At 68.8% G+C, this 18,917-nt stretch carries 19 protein-coding genes; 10 read left to right on the forward strand and 9 right to left on the reverse strand.

What is annotated here, in order from left to right:
* Nucleotides 1-10: 10 nt before the first annotated feature.
* Genes PX554_RS26625 through PX554_RS16060 form a run of 6 tightly spaced genes read right to left on the reverse strand, consistent with a single transcriptional unit; the run spans nucleotide 11 to nucleotide 7,658 of the window.
* Nucleotides 11-2,098: a bifunctional glycosyltransferase/UDP-glucuronate decarboxylase gene (locus PX554_RS26625; RefSeq protein WP_338061603.1), complete on the reverse strand. Its 2,088-nt coding sequence runs from the start codon at nucleotides 2,096-2,098 to the stop codon at nucleotides 11-13.
* Nucleotides 2,095-3,183 carry a CgeB family protein gene (locus PX554_RS16040; protein ID WP_275503406.1) on the reverse strand — a complete coding sequence of 363 codons (1,089 nt, stop codon included), beginning with the start codon at nucleotides 3,181-3,183 and terminating at the stop codon, nucleotides 2,095-2,097. The genes PX554_RS26625 and PX554_RS16040 overlap by 4 nt, the downstream gene beginning before the upstream one ends.
* The gene (locus PX554_RS16045; RefSeq protein WP_093224315.1) at nucleotides 3,180-4,367 is read right to left on the reverse strand and encodes a CgeB family protein; all 1,188 of its coding nucleotides are present in this window, start codon (nucleotides 4,365-4,367) and stop codon (nucleotides 3,180-3,182) included. The genes PX554_RS16040 and PX554_RS16045 overlap by 4 nt, the downstream gene beginning before the upstream one ends.
* Nucleotides 4,364-5,485: a glycosyltransferase family 4 protein gene (locus tag PX554_RS16050; protein WP_275503409.1), complete on the reverse strand. Its 1,122-nt coding sequence runs from the start codon at nucleotides 5,483-5,485 to the stop codon at nucleotides 4,364-4,366. Before PX554_RS16050 ends, PX554_RS16045 begins: the two co-directional genes overlap by 4 nt.
* A complete protein-coding gene (locus PX554_RS16055) occupies nucleotides 5,482-6,546 on the reverse strand; it encodes an SDR family NAD(P)-dependent oxidoreductase (RefSeq protein WP_275503412.1) in 1,065 nt (354 codons plus the stop codon). The genes PX554_RS16050 and PX554_RS16055 overlap by 4 nt, the downstream gene beginning before the upstream one ends.
* Nucleotides 6,543-7,658 (reverse strand): NAD-dependent epimerase/dehydratase family protein, encoded by a 1,116-nt coding sequence (locus PX554_RS16060; protein WP_275503414.1) that lies wholly within the window; start codon nucleotides 7,656-7,658, stop codon nucleotides 6,543-6,545. Before PX554_RS16060 ends, PX554_RS16055 begins: the two co-directional genes overlap by 4 nt.
* 190 nt (nucleotides 7,659-7,848) lie before the next feature.
* Between PX554_RS16060 and PX554_RS16065 the strand changes: the two genes are divergently transcribed.
* Complete coding sequence (locus PX554_RS16065) at nucleotides 7,849-8,430, forward strand: histidine phosphatase family protein (RefSeq protein WP_275503416.1); 582 nt, start codon at nucleotides 7,849-7,851, stop codon at nucleotides 8,428-8,430.
* Here the strand turns inward: PX554_RS16065 and PX554_RS16070 are convergent.
* On the reverse strand, nucleotides 8,408-8,842 hold the full coding sequence (locus tag PX554_RS16070; protein ID WP_093224321.1) for a DUF6165 family protein: 435 nt from the start codon (nucleotides 8,840-8,842) through the stop codon (nucleotides 8,408-8,410). The genes PX554_RS16065 and PX554_RS16070 overlap by 23 nt on opposite strands.
* Nucleotides 8,839-9,723, reverse strand: a complete 885-nt coding sequence (locus PX554_RS16075; protein WP_275503419.1) for a glycosyltransferase family 9 protein — start codon at nucleotides 9,721-9,723, stop codon at nucleotides 8,839-8,841. Before PX554_RS16075 ends, PX554_RS16070 begins: the two co-directional genes overlap by 4 nt.
* Nucleotides 9,724-9,921: 198 nt before the next feature.
* On the opposite strand from PX554_RS16075, the gene PX554_RS16080 reads away from it, so the two are divergent.
* Genes PX554_RS16080 through PX554_RS16090 form a run of 3 tightly spaced genes read left to right on the forward strand, consistent with a single transcriptional unit; the run spans nucleotide 9,922 to nucleotide 12,859 of the window.
* Nucleotides 9,922-10,740 (forward strand): TIGR04290 family methyltransferase, encoded by an 819-nt coding sequence (locus PX554_RS16080; protein ID WP_256326222.1) that lies wholly within the window; start codon nucleotides 9,922-9,924, stop codon nucleotides 10,738-10,740.
* The gene (locus tag PX554_RS16085; RefSeq protein WP_093224324.1) at nucleotides 10,737-11,747 is read left to right on the forward strand and encodes a glycosyl hydrolase; all 1,011 of its coding nucleotides are present in this window, start codon (nucleotides 10,737-10,739) and stop codon (nucleotides 11,745-11,747) included. The genes PX554_RS16080 and PX554_RS16085 overlap by 4 nt, the downstream gene beginning before the upstream one ends.
* Nucleotides 11,747-12,859 carry an inositol-3-phosphate synthase gene (locus tag PX554_RS16090; protein WP_093224325.1) on the forward strand — a complete coding sequence of 371 codons (1,113 nt, stop codon included), beginning with the start codon at nucleotides 11,747-11,749 and terminating at the stop codon, nucleotides 12,857-12,859. Before PX554_RS16085 ends, PX554_RS16090 begins: the two co-directional genes overlap by 1 nt.
* Nucleotides 12,860-12,878: 19 nt before the next feature.
* On the opposite strand, the gene PX554_RS16095 is transcribed toward PX554_RS16090, so the two are convergent.
* Entirely contained in the window at nucleotides 12,879-13,406 is a 528-nt protein-coding gene (locus tag PX554_RS16095; RefSeq protein WP_093224327.1) for a DUF1003 domain-containing protein, read from the reverse strand.
* A gap of 47 nt (nucleotides 13,407-13,453) precedes the next feature.
* Here PX554_RS16095 and PX554_RS16100 point away from each other — a divergent pair, with 47 nt between their 5' ends.
* The 6 genes from PX554_RS16100 (at nucleotide 13,454) to PX554_RS16125 (ending at nucleotide 18,803) form a co-directional block, all read left to right on the forward strand.
* Nucleotides 13,454-14,413 (forward strand): MDR/zinc-dependent alcohol dehydrogenase-like family protein, encoded by a 960-nt coding sequence (locus PX554_RS16100; RefSeq protein ID WP_093224329.1) that lies wholly within the window; start codon nucleotides 13,454-13,456, stop codon nucleotides 14,411-14,413.
* Nucleotides 14,410-15,384 carry a Gfo/Idh/MocA family protein gene (locus PX554_RS16105; RefSeq protein WP_093224331.1) on the forward strand — a complete coding sequence of 325 codons (975 nt, stop codon included), beginning with the start codon at nucleotides 14,410-14,412 and terminating at the stop codon, nucleotides 15,382-15,384. The genes PX554_RS16100 and PX554_RS16105 overlap by 4 nt, the downstream gene beginning before the upstream one ends.
* A 122-nt stretch (nucleotides 15,385-15,506) precedes the next feature.
* A complete protein-coding gene (locus PX554_RS16110) occupies nucleotides 15,507-16,166 on the forward strand; it encodes a helix-turn-helix domain-containing protein (RefSeq protein WP_218123126.1) in 660 nt (219 codons plus the stop codon).
* Nucleotides 16,167-16,222: 56 nt separating this feature from the next.
* A complete protein-coding gene (locus tag PX554_RS16115) occupies nucleotides 16,223-16,837 on the forward strand; it encodes a TetR/AcrR family transcriptional regulator (protein WP_275503427.1) in 615 nt (204 codons plus the stop codon).
* Between the two features lie 311 nt (nucleotides 16,838-17,148).
* The gene (locus PX554_RS16120) at nucleotides 17,149-17,544 is read left to right on the forward strand and encodes a hypothetical protein (RefSeq protein WP_275503429.1); all 396 of its coding nucleotides are present in this window, start codon (nucleotides 17,149-17,151) and stop codon (nucleotides 17,542-17,544) included.
* Nucleotides 17,541-18,803, forward strand: a complete 1,263-nt coding sequence (locus tag PX554_RS16125) for an efflux RND transporter periplasmic adaptor subunit (protein ID WP_275503431.1) — start codon at nucleotides 17,541-17,543, stop codon at nucleotides 18,801-18,803. Before PX554_RS16120 ends, PX554_RS16125 begins: the two co-directional genes overlap by 4 nt.
* The last annotated feature ends 114 nt before the right edge of the window (nucleotides 18,804-18,917 follow it).

The following is an 18,917-nucleotide window of genomic DNA, read 5'->3' on the forward strand; positions in this document are numbered from 1 at the left end:
TCGCTCCCCGCTATTCGGCCGCGACCGTCAGCTTGCGCTCGACATCGGCCGAACCGATCTCCTCAGCGAACCACGCGCAGGTCCGCGCGAGTCCTTCGGCGAGCGACACGCGTGGCTGCCAGCCGAGCAGCGCCTGCGCGCGCGAGATGTCGGGGCGGCGGCGGCGCGGATCATCGACGGGCAGCGGCAGATAGTCGATCGCGACCGGCCCGCCGGTCACCGCGAGAATTTCGTCGAGCAGCTCGGTGAGCGTGCGCTCCTCGGGGTTGCCGAGGTTGGTCGGCTCGAGCCCGTCGGCGTCGCTTTCCATCAGCCGGATCAACCCCTCGACCATGTCCGACACGTAGCAGAAGCTGCGCGTCTGGCTGCCGTCGCCGTAGATCGTGACCTTACGCCCGGAGAGCGCCTGGCAGATCAGGTTGGAGACGACGCGCCCGTCATCGGGGTGCATGTGCGGGCCATAGGTGTTGAAGATGCGCGCGACGCGCACCGCCGCGCGGCCCATCCGCGCGAAATCGAATGTCATCGCCTCGGCGGCGCGCTTGCCCTCGTCATAGCAGGCGCGCGGACCGGTGCAGTTGACGAAGCCGCGATAACCCTCGCGCTGCGGATGCACTTCGGGGTCGCCATACACCTCGCTGGTCGAGGTGAGCAGGAAGCGTGCGCCCGAGCTTTCCGCGAGCCGCAGCAAATGGCTGGTGCCGGTCACGCAGGTCAGCATCGTGTGCTCGGGATCGGCCTGATATTGCGGCGGCGAGGCGGCGCAGGCGAGATTGTAGATCCGCGTGAACCGGTCGGTCAGCGCCACGATCGCGTCCGGCAGCGGGTTGACGATATCGCCCTCGACGAAGGTGAAATTGGGGTGCGCCTCCAGCACGCGCAGATTGGACGGGCGCGCGGTCTGGAGATTGTCGAGGCAGACGACATGCTCGCCGCGCGCGAGCAGTTCGGCGCAGAGATGCGAGCCGATGAATCCGGCGCCGCCGGCGACAAGGGTGAGGGGCGGGTTCTGGGGGGACATGGTGGCGATCCTCTCGTGCGGCGCTGATTGCGCCGTTCTTTTGGTCAAATAGGCTTCGAGTTCCTCGGCGCGGTGCGCGGCGGTATGCGCGGCGAGCACGCGGGCGCGCGCCGCCGTGCCGATTGCCTCGGCGGGGCGCGACAAAGCCGCGATCGCGTCCTCAGTGGTGTCGGCGAGCACGATCTCGGTGTCGGGCGCGAACAGACTGTCGATGCCGTCCCAGCGGTCGGACAGGATCGGCGTGCCGCACGCGCCCGCCTCGAACAGCCGCACCGACGGCGACCAGCCCGCCGCGATCATGTCGGCGCGCGTGACGTTGAGCGTCATCCGCGACGTGCTGTAGAATTCGGCGTGCTGCGCCGGCGGCAGATGTTCGATCCGTTCGACGTTCGCCGGCCAGTCGATGTCGGCCGGATATTGCGGCCCCGCCACCGCGAAGCGCAGGTCGGGCCGGCGGCGCGCGGGTTCGATCAGCAGCCGTTCGAGCGTCGGCTGGCGATCGGGGCTGTAGGTGCCGAGATAGGTCAGATCCCAGCGCTTGGGCAGGTCGAGCGGACGATAGGCTTGCGGATCGACCGAGCAATAGAGCGCGCGCGCGGCGGGCGAGCCATAGTCGCGCTCGATCCGCGCTAGCGTCGGTCCGCCGGTGAATGACAGGTAGAGGTCGAAGCCTGGGATCACCTCGGGCGACAAATATTCGAAATCGCCGCGCGCGAGCTTGGCGAGCGTCACCGGCGTGTCGATGTCGTAGAAGGCGGTCGCGCCCTGCGCCGCGTCCTGCACGAACCGCGCCACCGCGACGCCCTCGGGGACGTAGGAGCCGACGATCACCGCGTCGGCTTGCGCGATCTCACCGCGCCAGCGTTCGAGGTCCGCGAGGTCTTGGTAATATGCGAGCCGGCAAAAATCGGGATTGACCAGGTCGCGGTGCGCGCCCGCATACCAGGGCACCTCGCGCTCGAGGAACAGCACGTCATGCCCGCGCGCGGCGAAGGCGGCGAGCAAAGCGCGGAAGGTTGTGGCGTGGCCGTTGCCCCAGGACGAGCCGAGGCTGAGGCCGAGAACGACGAGCTTCATGCGGCCTCCGTCACGCGCTGGCGGTGTTGCTGGAAGATGCGGTGGACCTGCTCGCCGCGCAGCGCATAGGTGTGCTCGGCGCGCACCCGCGCCAGCGCCGCCGCGCCGATCGCCCGTGCGCGCGCCTCGGTCAGCGCGGCGAGATGTTCGGCGACATCCTGCCCGTCGCGCGCGACCAGCACCTCCTCGTCGGGGGTGAGGAACTGTTCGATTCCCTCCCACGCATCGGTGATGAGGCACGCCGCCGCGCCCGCCGCCTCGAACACGCGCGTCGCCGGCGAGAAGCCGATATGCGCCATCGAATCGCGCGCGACGTTGAGCACCGCGCGCGGCGTGCAGTTGAACGCATTGTGATCGCCCGTGCCGACATGGCCGATCGCGCGCACGTTGGCGGGCATGCCCTTGTCGTGCCAGCCATTGCCGCCGAGCAGGAAGCTGCGCTTCGGCAGCGCGGCGGCGGGGCGGAGGAAGAACTCCTCGATCCGCGCCTCGCGGTCGGGCAGGCGGTTGGCGAGCAGGCCGAGATCGGCGGTGAAGCGCGGCTGCGGCGGCGCCGGATGGTGCGTCTCAGGGTCGAGCGCGTTGTACACCGGCACGCACTCGGCCGCGCCGAAGCCGGTGTACGCATCGATCACCGGCGGGCCGCCGCCATAGGTCAGCACCATGTCGATATCGGGCAGCGCCGCCAGCACCGGATGCGACGGATCGCCGCGCATCTCGTCTAGCGTGGCGGCGGCATCGACATCCCAGAAGATGCGCAAGGCATTGGGCCGGCTCAACGCGACCACACCTTCGAGCAGTTCGCGATCGAACACGCCGACCCCGTTCGCCTTGACGACGATGTCCGCGCCACCCGCCTCGGCGAGGACCGAACGCAAGCCTTCCTCCGTCGCCGGATAGACCACCGATCGCGCCCATTGCGGCGGATCGATGTCACGGTGCTGCTGGCGCTCGAACGCGTCGGGTTCGTAGAAGGTGATGTCATAGCCGTGCGCCGCGAGCGCCTTGAGGATGCCGCGATAATAGGTCGCCGCGCCGTTCCAGTAGGACGACAACAGGCTTGATCCGTAGAAGGCGATTTTCATGCGGCGGGTTCCTGTGCTTTTTCGTCACCCCAGCGCACGCTGGGGTCTTCGGCGGCGGCCGCGCGATCGGCCTCAAGAGATCCCGGCTTCCGCTGGGATGACGTGATGTGGTTCACGATGGCGAGCAGTTCGTCGACGCGGTGCGCGCAGCTATGCCGCGCGCGGATCGTCTCCAGCCCGCTGCGCACCAGGCTCGCGCGCAGATCGGCGTCGTCGCGCAACGCGGTGAGCTGTCGCGTCATCTCGTCGCCGTCGCGGGCGACGAGATAATCCTCGCCGGGCCGGAACAGCCCTTCGGCGTCGTTCCACGGTGCCGAGACCAGCGGAATCCCGCAGGCGAGCGCCTCGAACACGCGGATCGTCGGGATGCCGGGCAGGATCGTCGCATAATAGCGGCGCGGCACATGCACCGTCGCCAGATGGTTCGCGAAAATCTCGCCCGCGCGCGCGTTCGCGGCCCAGCCGTGATAGCGCACGCCGTAGCGCGCGAGCATCGCCTTGGCGTCATCGGGATAGCGCACCCCGTACACGTCGAGCGGCAGCGCGGCGGTCTGCGCCGGCCCGAACAGGAAGCGCTCAAGCTCCTCGGTGCGCTCGCCATCGCCCCAATTGCCGATCCAGACGAGCCCCTCGCGCGCGCGCTCTTGCTCGGGCGGATGGAAGCGGCGCAGATCGGCGGCCTCGTGCCACGTCCACACGCGGCCTTGCCAGCCCCAGCCGCGATACACTTCGGACAAGGTCTCGCCGAACGCCAGCACGCCGTCGTAGCCCGACAGATCGTAGGCGCGCATCGCCTCCGGTTCGCTCACCGCGCGGTGGTGTGTGTCGTGAAACAGCAGAGTGAAGCGTCCGCCGCGCGCACGCAGCCGGCCGATCGCGGCGACGAGATCATGGTCGTTCCACTCGTGAACGATCACCAGATCGGCCCCCTCGACCATCGCCTCGGGCGAAGCATCGGCCGGATACACCGTCGATGACAATTCCGGGTAGGCGGAGCGATACGCGTCCAGCCCCGCCTCGCCATGATCGGCGAGCAGATTGGCGAGGCTCCACGCGCCCGCCGGCTCCCACACCTGCACGTCATGCCCGCGCGCGATCAGCTCGCTCAGCACGCCGCGCAGGAAGTGCGCGTTGCCGTGGTTCCAGCACGACGCGAGCGAATGGGTGAAATAGACGATCTTCATGCCGCGATCCTCCCGCCGGGGACGGCCGCGCCGAGCAGGTCAGCGTAGATCGCCAGCATCCCGTCTGCCATCGCTTGCGGCGCGTAGCGCGCGGCGCGGCGGCGCGCGGCTTCGCCGAGCCGGCGGCGCAGCGCCGCATCGCCGATCACGGATTCGATCGCGCGGACATAGCCGTCCTCGTTGTCGCCGGGCACGAACACCGCCGCGCCGTCCCACAGCTCGCGGAATCCCTCGGTGTCCGACAGCACCAGCGCACAGCCCGCGCCAGCCGCTTCGAGCACCGCCAGCCCGAACGGCTCGAAAGACGCCGCCGAGACGAACACCGGCCGCGCCGCCAGCCGTTGCCCGAGCGCATCCGCGTCGAGCTGGCCGAGCAGATGGAGATGGGCGAGGTCGATATGCTCGCCATGCGGCCCGGTCGCCGCGCCCGCCGCGCTGAAAGGCACCGCCAGCCGCGCGGCGACGCGGTCGAGCAACTCGGCGCGCTTGACCCGGTCCCACAGCCGTCCGACCGTCAGGACTTCGTCGCGGAGTGCGCCGGGCTGGCCAAGCGGCGCGCGCCCGTTGTGGACGACCTGCGGCGCGCGCGGCAGCGCATAGTGGCGCGCGATCAGCGCGGCATAGCTCGCGGTCGGGGCGACCAGCCGGTCGGCGGCGCGCAAGCCGGTCGCCATCATGTCATGGTGCCAGCCGAATTGCGGATCGAGCGGCTCGCCGGGTCGCGCCGCCCGCCACCAGGTCGAGACGCAGCCGTGCGTGACGGCCACGGTCGGAACGGCGTGCGGCGTCGCGGCGAGCGTCGGCATGTTGAGCTGGACGAGATCGGAGCGGAGGTCGCGCGCGAGCGCCTCGATCGCCGCGCCCGCTGCGCGGATCGGCGCGGGGCCGTCGCACAGCCAGTCGAGCGGCAATCCGGTTTCGATCAGCGTCGCGCCCGCGATCGCGCGTGCCTCCGCGCGTTGCGCGGTGGATGGCGCCGGGCCGAGCAGCGCGAGCACCGGCACCGCCCCGCGCGCCGACAGCCCGCGCGCGAGATCGAGGCCATATTGCCACACCCCGCCGACCGCATCGACGGTGAGCAGAACCCGCAAGCCCGCCGCGCGCGCGCCCTTGCTCACTGCGCCGCGACCTGTTCGGCGTCGATCGGCAGCCCGCGTTCGACGGCGAGCCAGTGCGCCAGCCGGGCGACGCCCTCGCGCCACGGCGTCGGTGCGCCAAGGCCCAGCGTGGCTTGCGCCGCGCGCGTATCGGCGACGAAATAGCGCTGGTCGCCCGCGCGCCAGTCGTCGAACCGGACGTCCGGCGCGGCACCGACGAGCGCGCCGATATGGTCGAGCAGCGTGCGCAGGCTCACCGCGTTGCCGGGGCCGCCGCCGAGGTTGAACGCGCGGCCCGCGACCGTATCGATATCGCGCCACACCGCCATGTACGCATCGACGGCGTCCTGGACTTCGAGGATGTCGCGCACCTGCTGCCCGTCGCCGTACAGGGTGATGGTTTGGCCTTCGAGCGCGCGGATCAGGAAATGCGCGACCCAGCCCTGATCTTCGGTGCCCATCTGGCGCTCGCCGTAGATGCAGCTCATTCGCAGCACCGCCGCCGGCACGCCGAAGCTGCGCGCATAATCGAGCACATATTGGTCGGCCGCGCCTTTCGAACAGCCATAGGGCGTGTGGAAATCGAGCGGGCGCGCCTCGCCGATGCCGTGCGCGCGCAAGGTCGCATCGGCGGGCAGATAGCCGTGCTCGGTCGCGTCGAAATCGAGGTCGATCAGGTCGCCATACACTTTGTTGGTCGAGGCGAAGATCACCGGCACAGGCGCGCCGGTCTGCCGCACCGCTTCGAGCAGGTTGAACGTGCCGCCGATATTGACGTCGAAATCCTCGCGGGGATCGGCGAGGCTGGTGGTGACGGCGACCTGCGCCGCCATGTGGAATACTGCGCCCGCGCGCCGCGCTGCGCTGCCGAGCGTGTCGGCATCGCGCACGTCGGCGACGATCAGCTCGATCTTGTCGCCGTGCCGCTCCTTGAGCCATGCGACGTTGCGGTCCACCCCGGCGCGGGCGAGCGCGTCATAGACGATCACGTCATGGCCCATGCGCGCGAGCCGGTCGGCGATGTTGCAGCCGATGAACCCCGCGCCGCCGGTGACGAGGATCGGGCGACGGTCCGCGCTCATGCCACCAGCCCGCGCGCTTCGAGTTCGGCGCGCGCGTGCGCGACACGATCCTCGGCGGTCTGCCGCTGGACCCATTCGGCGAGTTCGGCGAGCCCCTCCTCGAAATCCTGCCGCGCCTCGAAGCCGAGCTTCTCGGCGGCGAGGCTGGTGTCGCAGAAGCAATGGCGGATGTCGCCGATCCGCGCCTTGCCGACGATCTCGGGGGCGATGCTGTTCTTGCCCATCGCGCGCGCCAGCGCCTCGGCGACCTGCGTGACCGAACGGTCCTCGCCCGAGCCGATGTTGAAGGTCTGGCCCGTCGCCTCGGGCAGCACCAGCGCATCGGCGAACGCGCGCGCCACGTCGCTGACATGGACGAAATCGCGGCGCTGCTCGCCATCCTCGAAGATCATCGGCTGCTGGCCGTTGAGCAGCCGCGACGCGAAGATCGCCAGCACGCCGGTATAGGGGTTCGACAGCGCCTGTCCCGGACCATAGACGTTGAACAGCCGCAGGCACACGCTCTCGATGCCATAGGGCGCGCCCATGATGTGCGTGGTGCGTTCCTGCACGAACTTGTTGAGCGCATAGATCGAGGCGAGGCTGGGGCGCTTCCACTCGGGCGTGGCGACCGGCGCGAGCGGGCGGCCCTGCGCGTCGAGCGGATCCCAGATCTTCTGCCCGTCGCGGACCATGCCGCGCTCGGCGGTCTCGACGAGGGCGCCTTCGGCGTCGCGGTACAGGCCCTCGCCGTAGATGCTCATCGACGAGGCGGTGACGACGCGCCGCACGGGATGGTCGATCAGCCGCTCGAACAGCACGGCGGTGCCGACGTCGTTGGTGGAGGTATAACGTTCGACCTCGTACATCGACTGGCCGACCCCGACTTCGGCGGCGAGATGGATCACGCTGTCGACGCCCTTCAGCGCGCCCGCCACCGCGTCGCCGTTACGGATGTCGGCTTGGATCAGCTCGACCTCGACGGGCATATCGGCGGGGCGCTCGCCCGCGCCGTGGACCTGCGGGATCAGCGCGTCGAGCACGCGAACACGGTTGCCACGGCGCAACAGCTCGCGCGAGACGAAGCGGCCAATAAAGCCCGCGCCACCGGTAATCAGGACTGTCTCGCTCAAAGCCATGGCCTCCTAATTTGATGTTGATCCAGATCAGGAAAAATGATTAATCCAGATCAAGATCGGTAAATGCGCTTGATTGTGAAGATTTGTTGCGCTTTCTTGTCAGTGGCAATGCTTCTTCTTCCTCTTTGTTCCCGATCGGAAACGATCAACAACTTAGCTGGCAAAATATTGGTGGAATGCGCCGATGCGGATCGTCATCCTGGTGCGGCACGGCACGCACGCCGAAGTCGGCCAAATCCTGAGCGGGCGCTCCGAAATCGCGCTCGGCGCGGGTGGCCGGGCCGAGGCGGCGGCGCTCGCCACGGCGCTCGACGGGACGCCGGTCGCCTCGCTGCATGTCAGCCCGTGCCGTCGCGCGCGGGAGACGGCGACGCCGTTCGCCGCGCGCCGCGCCCTCACCGCCGAGATCGCGCCGGCGCTCGACGAGATTGATTTCGGCGCCTTCACCGGCCGCGCCTTCGCCGATCTTGATGGCGATCCCGAATGGTTCCGCTGGAATGCCGAGCGCGCCACCGCGCGCTGCCCGGGCGGCGAAACCATGGCCGAAGCCTGTGCGCGCGCCGAGCGTTACTTGGCGCAGCTCGCGCCCGACCGTTTCCCGGCGCTGTGCGTGACGCATTGCGACGTCATCCGTGGCCTCGTCGTCCAGCAGCTCGGCATCGGCTTCGAGCGGCTGTTCGCGCTGGAATGCGACCCCGCCTCGCGCACCACGATCGACCTCGATAGCGGCCGCGTGATCGCGCTCAATGAGCGGGTGCGGCCATGAGCGCTCGTGGCGCGGCGGCGATGCCGGCGTAGCTTTTCTCCTCGACCAAATCGGACTCGAGCACCGCGTTGATCCGCCGCTTGATCGCGGCGCGCTCGTCGTTGCGCCGATAGACCGAGCGCGCGAGCTGGATGAACTCGGCGCCGAACCGCGCCTCGGCCTCCTTCTCGCGGATCGCGTCCTCGATGTCCCACAACGCCTCGTTGACCGCGCGAAGCTCGGCGAACAGCGCCGCGACATCGGCCCGCCCGAGCGCGCTCGCCCCGATCGCGCCGAGCAGGCTGCGTTCCTTCTCGACATTCGCGCGGGCTTCGGGCCGGGCGATCCGCGCGCGCTTGATCTCGAGGATGCTGATCTTGTCGAGCAGTTCGCCCCACGACACCGGCACCGCCGGGCTTGCCAGATGCTTCATATGCTATCCTCCAGTGCGGGAAGGCCGAGCGCGGCGAGATCGCGTTCGACATCGGCGATGACGGTGCCCCAATCGCCCGCGCGCGGCTGGGCGTAGAGGCGCATCGTCGGATACCAGGCGCTGCGCCGTGCGTGCGGCGACCAGCGCCAATCCGGCTCCGCCTTAATCAGCAGCCACGTCGGCTTGCCCAGCGCACCGGCGAGATGCGCGATCATCGTGTCGACGGTGATGACGAGATCGGCGCCTACGACCAGCGCGGCGGTGTGCGCCATGTCGAACGGGCAGCCTTGCGGGTTGCGCACGGCGAGGTGGGTCGGTTCGGGCATCAGCGTGAAACAGGGCGCGAGCCGGCAAAGCGGCGCGAACAGCGCGGGCGGCACCGAGCGTTCGCCGTCCCAATCGCCGGCGCCGTAACACAGCGCGACCGCGCCGCGCGGCAGCGACGCGGGCGCCGCACGGAGGTAAGGGTGCGGGGTCGCATCCGGCGGCAGGCGAAGCGCGAAATCGAGTTCGGTGATCTCGATGTCGACCTCGGCGGGCGGCAGCGGACGCGCGACATTGAACGGGACGATCGTGATCCCGCGCGTCACGGTGGCGACCAGATCGCACAGGCGCGGCTGTACCTCCACCGTCACGCTTGCCGCGCGTGCTGCCAGCAGCGGCAGGAAGCGCGCGAACTGGATGGTGTCGCCAAGCCCGTGATAGCAGCGCACCAGCACGTCGCGCCCGTCGATCGCGCGCCCGTCCCACACCCAGCGCAGATGATAGGGCAGCGTGGGATCGTCGCGGGTCGCGGGGTCGCGTTCGGCGAGCGTCCGCGCAGCGAGCGCCCAGGCGGCGTCATAGTCCCCCGCGCGCATCGCCGCGACCCAAAGTGCCATCCGGTCCGCCATGCGCGAAGCAATCTTCGCGGAGCCGTAACGGTTCCCAAGTTCTTGTAAAAAGCTGCTCAGCCTTATCTAAGTTAAGGGTGCGAGTTTACATAGATCAAGTTGCGACGCTTTGTTGCTGATCGCGGAACAGCATGGTTCAATGTTCGTTGGCGTAACGAATCTGAAGTTTTTCCGAGAGGCTGCACGTTGCATCATTTATCCCGACAGGGCGCGAGCGCGCTGGATGCCGCCGCGCTGCGCACGCGGATCGATGCGCTCGGGCCGTGGTTCCACAATATCGATCTCGGCGGCGGCGTGACGACCGCACCCGATCATTTCCTCGGTGATTATCCGACCTTCAAATACGAACGCTTCGCGCATGTCATCCCGGCCGATCTCACCGGCAAGACCGTGCTCGATATCGGCTGCAACGCCGGCTTCTATTCGGTCGAGATGAAGCGGCGCGGCGCCGCGCGCGTGCTCGGTATCGACAGCGACGAGCGCTATCTGGCGCAGGCGCGGCTGGCGAGCGAGGCGCTCGGCTTCGACGGCGTCGAGTTCGCCAATCTCTCGGTCTATGATGTCGCCGCGATCGGCGAACGCTTCGATCTCGTGATCTTCATGGGCGTGTTGTACCATCTGCGCCATCCGCTGCTCGCGCTCGATCTGATCCGCGAGCATGTCGCGGGCGATTTGATGCTGTTCCAGACGCTTCAGCAAGGCGCGAACACGGTCGCCGAGGTGCCGGCGGATCATCCGTTCTTCGTGCCCGGCACCTACACGCCGCCGGCCTATTTCGACGATCCCGGCTATCCCAAGATGCACTTCATCGAGCACGCGTTCGCGAACGACTGGACCAATTGGTGGGCGCCGAACGCGGCGTGCAGCCAGGCGATGCTGCGCGCCGCCGGCTTCACGATCAAGGCCAACCCGGAGGCCGACGTCTATCTCTGCCGCACCGCGCCCGTGCCGTACGCCGAGCACGGCCCGGCGGCGGTCTATCCAGCCAAGGGGGGGCTCACATGATCGAAGCGGCGATGCTCTGGAACGAGCCGAACAACAAATCGCATTGGGATCCGGCGCTCGACCCTGACTGGCAGCGTTTCGCCGAGCATGTCGTGCGCGCCGGCGATGCGATCCACGCGATCAACCCGGCGGTGACGCGCGTGCTCGGCGGCATGTCGCCGATCGACCCGCATTGGCTCGGCAAGATGGAGGGACATGGCGCGCTCGACGCGGTCGATGTGGTCGCGGTCCACGGCTTCCCGCTCGACTGGAACCTGTGGCCGCTCTCGGCCTGGCCGGACAAGATCGCCGAGATCACGGCCGTCACCGACAAGCCGGTGTGGGTGACCGAGGTCGGCGTCAGTTCGTTCGGTGCCGAGGAGGTGCAGGTGTTCGGGCTGGAGCGCACCGCGAGCCTGCTGAAAGGTGTGGCACCACGCGTGTTCTGGTATTCGCTGTTCGATCTGCCGATGAGTTGGGGCGCCGAGACGCGCCACCGCGAGGCGGAAGGGTCGTCCTATTACCGCCATTTCTATCTTGGCCTCATCCGCGAGGACGGCACGCCCAAGCCCGCGCTCGAAACCTATGCGCAGCATGCCGCCGACATCGGGCTGATGCAGTGGTTCCATTTCCACGATCCCCGGCTCGACGAGGCGGTGGCGTGGATGAAGCGGCTCGGCACGCGGCGCATCCGCACCGGCCTGTCATGGGCGGACAGCTTCCGTCCCAATGCGGTCGACTGGTTCGACCGGCAGATGGAGGCGCTCGCCGATTTCGACGTCACCGTCACCTTCTGCTTCACCCCCGAGCATCTCGGCGTCGCGCCGCACCACACCAGTCCGGCGCGCGACCCGCAGCAGTTCGCCGATTTCTGCGCGTGGATGATCGACCGCTACGCGCCCGCCGGAGCCACCAGCACGGGCATCGCCGCGCCGGAAACGCCACCGGTGCCGCCGCGCGTGCCCGAACTCACCCCTCTCGATTTCAACCGCGACGAGCGTCTCGCCGCCGAACGGAGCGCCGCCTGATGCTTTCCCCCGACCGTCGTGGAATCAACGTCGCCATCGCCGGCATCGGCAATTGCGCCAGCTCGCTCGTCCAGGGCATCGAACATTATCGCGCCGGTGCCAACGACACCGTCGGACTGATGCACCAGGAGCTCGGCGGCTATGAGCCGAGCGACATTCGTGTCGTCGCCGCCTGGGATGTCGATGCGCGCAAGGTCGGCCGCGACGTGGCCGAGGCGATCTTCGCCAAGCCCAATTGCACCGCCGTCTTCTGTGCGAGCGTCGAGCCGACCGGCGCCGAGGTGCGGATGGGGCCGGTGCTCGATGGCGTCGCCGATCACATGGCCGACTACCCCGACGAGCGCACCTTCCGCGTCGCGGACGCCGCCGAACCGAGCAAGGCGGACGTGGTCGCGCTGCTGCGTGAGAGCAAGGCCGACGTGCTGATGAACTATCTGCCGGTCGGGTCGCAGGCGGCGAGCGAATTCTACGCCGAATGCGCGCTCGAAGCCGGAGTCGCCTTCGTCAACAACATCCCCGTCTTCATCGCGAGCAACCCCGAATGGGCGGATCGCTTCACCAAGGCGGGCGTGCCGATCATCGGCGACGACATCAAGGCGCAACTCGGCGCGACGATCGTCCACCGCGTGCTGACCGATCTGTTCAAGAAGCGTGGGGTGAAGCTCGACCGCACCTATCAGCTAAACACCGGCGGCAACACCGACTTCCTCAACATGCTCAACCGCACGCGGCTCGCGTCGAAGAAGGAGTCGAAGACCGAGGCGGTGCAGTCGGTCGCGCAGGCGCGGCTGGAGGATGAGAACATCCATGTCGGGCCGTCGGATTATGTCGCGTGGCAGAACGACAACAAGGTCTGCTTTCTGCGCATGGAAGGGCAGTTGTTCGGCGGCGTGCCGATGAACCTCGAACTGCGCCTGTCGGTCGAGGACAGCCCGAACAGCGCGGGCGTCGCGATCGACATGATCCGCTGCGCCAAGGTGGCGAAGGATCGCGGAATGGCCGGGCCGGTGCTGCCGGCCGCCGCGTGGTTCTGCAAGCACCCGCCGGTGCAGATGCCCGATGATGCGGCGCACGCCGCGCTCGAAGCGTTCATCGACCCGCGCGCGAACTGACGCGCGCGGGCCGGGGGCATCATTGGGTAAGCCCTTCCTCGCGCCGGCGCTGGTCGAGCGCGTCGAGTACGGCGGTCGGCTCGACGTCGGTCTCGATCTCGCCGAATTCGGCGCGGTCGACCGGTACGTCGAGCTTCGCCGCGATGCGCGCGACGAGTTCGGCGAGCTTGGTCAGTTCGTGTTCGGCGAGCAGGTTGACGTGAAGATCGAGATCGGCGCGACGATCGGCGGCGGCGGCCATCCGGTTCTGGCTGATGAGGACGAAGGTGGAGAGGAAGATCGCCTCGACCGAGGCGACCATCGCCAGCACGACGAAGCTGGGATCGAAGCGCGGGACACCCGGCACGACACCGAGATTGACGATGATCCACACCCCGAACACCGCGAGATGCAGCGCGACGAAGCGCATCGAGCCGGTGAAGGCGGTGATCTGGCCGGCGATACGTTCGCTGAGCGGCGCGGCCTGCGCCTCGGCGCGTTCGCGTGCGGTCAGCCGCGCGATGTTGTCGCGCAGCGTTTCGATCATCTGTGGCGTCGGGCTGGTCATGCAGGCGGCAATCGACAGGTCGCCAAAGAGTTGCAGGAAAAGGAAATATGATGCGTGCAGCCGTGCTGGACAAACCCGGCGTGATCCGGATCGACGAGGTGGCCGCACCTGCCCCGGGCGCGGGCGAGGTGCGGATCCGGCTGGAGGGGTGCGGCGTGTGCGCCTCCAACCTCGAACCCTGGGCGGGTCAGGACTGGATGACCTATCCGGGCGAGGCGGGCGGCCTCGGGCATGAGGGCTGGGGGACGATCGACGCGGTCGGCGCGGGCGTCGATGGCTTGGCGCCCGGCGACCGCGTCGCGGCGCTCTCCTACCGCAGCTTCGCCGAATATGACGTCGCGGCGGCGGACATGGTCGCCAAGCTGCCGCCCGCGCTCGCCGGCCAGCCGTTTCCGGGCGAGCCGCTCGGCTGCGCGTTCAATATCTTCCACCGCAGCAACATCCGCGCGGGGCAGACGGTGGCGATCATCGGCATCGGCTTCCTCGGCGCGGTGCTCACCAAGCTCGCGAGCGACGCCGGCGCACGCGTGATCGCAATCTCGCGGCGGCAAGAGTCGCTCGATCTCGCGCGGCATTATGGTGCGGCCGCGACGATCGCGATGCACGATCATTGTGCGATCATCGATGAGGTCAAGGCGTTGACCGGCGAGGCGATGTGCGAGCGCGTGATCGAGGCGGTCGGCAAGCAATGGCCGCTCGATCTGGCGGGTGAGCTGGTCGGCTTCGGCGGACGGCTGGTGATCGCGGGCTATCATCAGGACGGTCCGCGCCAGGTGAGCATGCAGAGCTGGAACTGGAAGGGCATCGACGTCATCAACGCGCACGAACGCGACCCCAGGGTGCAGATGCGCGGGCTTCGCGAGGCGATCGACGCGGTCGCGAGCGGGCGGCTCGATCCCGCGCCGCTCTACACGCATCGCTACGGCCTCGATCAGCTCGGCGAGGCGCTCGACGCCACCCGCGACAAGCCGGGGGCGTTCGTCAAGGCGCTGGTGGTGCTGGCATGACGCCGCGGATCGGGTTTCTCGGCACCGGCTGGATCGGCCGCCACCGGATGGCGGCGATGCTCGCGACCGGCGCGGTCAATGCGGTCGCGATCTGCGATCCGTCGCCGGACTGCGTCGCCGAGGCACGCGCGCTCGCGCCGGACGCGCGGGTGGTGGAGAGCCTTGCCGAGATGCTCGCGCTCGACATCGACGGCGTGGTGATCGCGACGCCGAGCGCACTCCACGCCGCGCAGTCGATCGAGGCGTTCGCGGCGGGCAAGGCGGTGTTCTGCCAGAAACCGCTCGGCCGCACCGCCGCGGAGACGCGGGGCGTGGTGGACGCGGCGCGCGCGGCGGACCGGCTGCTCGGCGTCGATCTGTCGTATCGCCATACCGAGGCGATGCGGCAGATCGCCGATCTGGTCCGCTCGGGCGCGCTCGGGCGGGTGTTCGCGATCGATCTGACCTTCCACAACGCGTACGGCCCCGACAAGCCGTGGTTCTACGACGCCGCGCAATCGGGCGGCGGCTGTGTCGTCGATCTCGGCGTGCATCTGGTCGATCTCGCCTTGTGGACGCTCGGCTTCCCGCCGGTCGCCGATGTCGATGCGCGGCTGACGCGCGGCGGCCTGCCGCTCGCCGCCGGCGCGGTCGAGGATTACGCCGTCGCGCGGTTCGCGGCCGGTGACGCGCAGGTGCGGCTCGCCTGTTCGTGGCGCCTCAATGCCGGGCGCGACGCGGTGATCGAGGCGGCGTTCTATGGGACGGAAGGCGGCGCGGCGCTGCGCAATGTCGGCGGCTCGTTCTACGATTTCACCGCCGAACGCTTCGACGGCACCGCCGCCACGCGCCTCGCCGATCCGCCCGACGACTGGGGCGGCCGCGCCGCCGCCGCCTGGGCCGGGCAGCTCGCGCGCGCGCCCGGTTTCGATCCGCTGGCGGAACAGTTCGTCCGTTGCGCCGAGGTGCTCGACCGCATCTACGGGCGCTGACCCCGACAACGGTGTTGCGCATCGCTCGCAATGGCGCGATTGGGGCGCGAGCCGCTACGATGTTCCTGGACGAAGCGGCTCCCGGCTCGACCCGCGCGGGCCGCCAGTAACGGAGTATGCGAATGCCCAAGTTGGTCAACGATATCGAGACAGCGGCCGCCGAGATCGAGGAACTGCGCACCGTATCGAGCGCGCCGACCACCGAAGCGCGCACGCTGGAGCGTGCCCTGGGGACGCAGATCCGCTTGCTGCGCCGCCGGCAGGATCTCTCGGTGTCCGATCTCGCGACGGCGGCGAGCATCTCGCTCGGCATGCTCTCGAAGATCGAGAACGGCCAGATCTCGCCGTCGCTGACGACGGTGCAGTCGCTCGCCCATGCGCTGTCGGTGCCGATCTCGTCGCTGTTCGAAAGCGTCGAGGAGCGGCAGGATTGCTCGTTCGTGCCCGCCGGGCGCGGCGTCCATATCGAGCGGCGCGGCACCAAGGCGGGGCATAATTATCAGTTGCTCGGCCACCTCTCGCGCGGTGACGTCGTCGTCGAGCCGTATCTCATCACGCTCGACGAGCGGGCGACGCCGCACACCAGCTTCAGCCATTCGGGCGTCGAGCTGATCCACATGCTCGAAGGCGAGATGAAATACCGCCACGGCGGCGAGACCTTCCACCTGACGCCCGGCGACACGATGATGTTCGATTCGGGCGCGCAGCACGGGCCGGAGGAACTCGTCCAGTTTCCGATGCGCTATCTCTCGATCATCATCTATCCGCGCAACCACGGCTGACGCGGCGGTCGCCACGCCTAGACTCCACTGTACGCCGTACCTATATACCGATCGGTATGGAACAGATTGACACGATTGCGCCCGCAAAGGGACGGCCCCGCGAGTTCTGCGTCGACACCGCGCTCGCCGCGGCGCTGCGCGTGTTCTGGCGCAACGGCTATGAGAGCGCGTCGATGGCGGAATTGACCGCCGCGATGGGGATCACCAAGCCGAGCCTGTACGCCGCGTTCGGCAACAAGGAGCAATTGTTCCACAAGGCGCTCGACCTCTACGAGCGCGACAAGCTCGCCTACACCGAGAAAGCGCTGGCGGCGCCGACCGCGCGCGGGGTCGCCGAACGCCTGCTGCGCGGTTCGCTCGAACTGCAGATGAACCCCTATGACCCCAAGGGCTGCATGGCGATCATGAGCGTGATCTCCTGCGGCGCCGAGGCCGAATCGATCCGCGCCGACGTGATCGCGCGCCGGGCCTCATCCGAAGCCGCGCTGATCGCACGCTTCCAGCGCGCGAAGGACGACGGCGAGTTTCCGGAGGGGCTCGAGCCCGCCGCGCTCGCGCGGTTCCTGTATGCCATCATGCAGGGCCTGTCGGTTCAGGCGGGCGCGGGCGCGACCTGCGCCGAGCTGTCGCAGCTCGTCGAGACCAGCCTCGCGGTGTGGCCGACGAAATAATTACCCATCGGTATAGAATGCTGTTGACGCAGTGCGGCACACCATTATATACCGACTGGTATTGAAGCTGGGTCGGTAAGTCAGCCTGGCATCGAGGCGAGGGAACCGCCGATGATTAGACCGACCTGCTGAATGCCGGCAGCCGCATGTACGCGGCTGCCTCGCGTATCACATCTTCCGTAATCGTAGACGCGGGCAGGCGGTTTTCGCTTTCCGGCGCCGCCCGAACTTTGCCCGAACCGCCGGTCTCGCCGCGTCGCAGGAATGCGTCCGCGGGGCCGCTGGCGCGCGGCCGTCCAAGGGGACATATGATGGCTTATCTCGATCTCGAACATCCGTTCGCCGCACCCGGCGCCAGCCGCGACACCGCGAAGCCCGCCGATACCGCGCCGAGCTTCTCCGCGCTCGAATGGAGCGTCATCGCGGTCGCGCGGCGTGACCGGATCAGCAGCCTCGACGAACCCGGCGCGATCGCGCGCGCGTTCGGCGGCCTGTTCGGCTTCGGCAAGGCGTCGCGGCTCGCCGAGCCCAAGCTGGAGACGCTGCGTCGGCTGGCGGTGCATGCGTGGCGGCGTGGCTATGCGTTGCCCGCATCCGAGGTCGGCAATTTCCTGAAGGCGGGCTTCACCATGGCGCAGGCCGAGCTGCTGGTGGCGAGCGTCACCGGCGGTACGATGGGCTCGCTCGCGTGGAAGATCGCCGCATGAACATGGAAACCCCGATCACGGTCGAGGGGTCTACCCCCGTCAGCCGACGATGGTCGCGGATGCCGGGCTGGCAGCGCGGCGCCGCGATCCTGCTGCCGATCGCGGTGATCGGCTATGCCGGCACCAGGCTCGCCGCGCCCGCGCCCACCGTCGCGGCGATGCCGCCCGCCTCGGTGACGGTCGCGCCGCCGCTGGTGCGCGATGTCAACGAATGGGACGATTATATCGGCCGCTTCGCCGCCAGCCGCACGGTCGAAATCCGCCCGCGCATCAATGGCGAAGTCACCGGCGTGCATTTCCGCGATGGGGATATCGTCCGCAAGGGCCAACTCCTCTTCACGATCGACGCGCGGCCGTTCGCAGCGCAACTCGCCGAAGCCAAGGCCAACGTCGCCAGTGCCGCCAGCGCGCTGGCGCTGGCCAAGTCCGATCTCGGCCGCGCGACCCGGCTGGTCGATGACGAGGCGGTGTCGGCGGGCGAAGTCGATTCGCTGCGCGCCAAGGTTCAGGCGGCGAGCGCCGCGCTCGCGGCGGCACAGGCGCGGGTGCGTGCGCGTGCGCTCGATGTCGAGTTCACCCAGGTGCGCGCGCCGATCGCCGGCCGCATTTCCGACCGCCGCGTCGACCCCGGCAACCAGGTCGCGGGCGGCGAGGGGACGGGCGGCACCGTGCTGACCACGATCAACGCGCTCGACCCGATCTATTTCGAGTTCGACGGCTCCGAAGCGCTGTATCTCAAGACGCAGCGCAACCGCCAGCCCGGCGCGGGGCCGGCGCCGGTCGAGATCCAGTTGCAGGACGAGGCCGAGCATCGGTGGAAGGGCCGGCTCGACTTCACCGACAATGCGCTCGACCAGCGTTCGGGCACCATTCGCGGCCGCGCGGTGCTCGATAATCCCAACTATTTCCTCACCCCCGGCATGTTCGGCAACATGCGGCTCGCCAACGGCGGCACCACCCGCGCGCTGCTCGTGCCCGACGCGGCGGTGCAGACCGATCAGGCGCGCAAGATCGTGCTGACGGTCGATCGGCAGGATCAGGTCGTCGCCAAGCCGGTCGTGCTCGGGCCGGTCGTCAACGGGCTGCGCGTCGTGCGTTCGGGTCTCGCGCCGAGCGACCGGGTGGTCATTACCGGCGTGCAGATGGCGGTGCCGGGCACCAAGGTCGCGCCGCACCCCGGCAAAATCGCGCCCGAGGCGCAGGCCGCAGCCACGCCGGTGGCCGCGCCGCTCGCTGGCGAGGCGACTTTCGGGCGGTAAGTCCAAGCTCCCGTTCGTGCTGAGCTTGTCGAAGCACGTGCCACAAGCGCTGCGCTCGGCACACGCCCTTCGACAAGCTCAGGGCGAACGGGACGGGTGCGCGTGGTGGGCACC

Origin of the sequence: Sphingomonas pollutisoli (assembly GCF_029167165.1) — a bacterium.
In the GTDB taxonomy this organism is placed as follows: domain Bacteria; phylum Pseudomonadota; class Alphaproteobacteria; order Sphingomonadales; family Sphingomonadaceae; genus Sphingomonas; species Sphingomonas pollutisoli.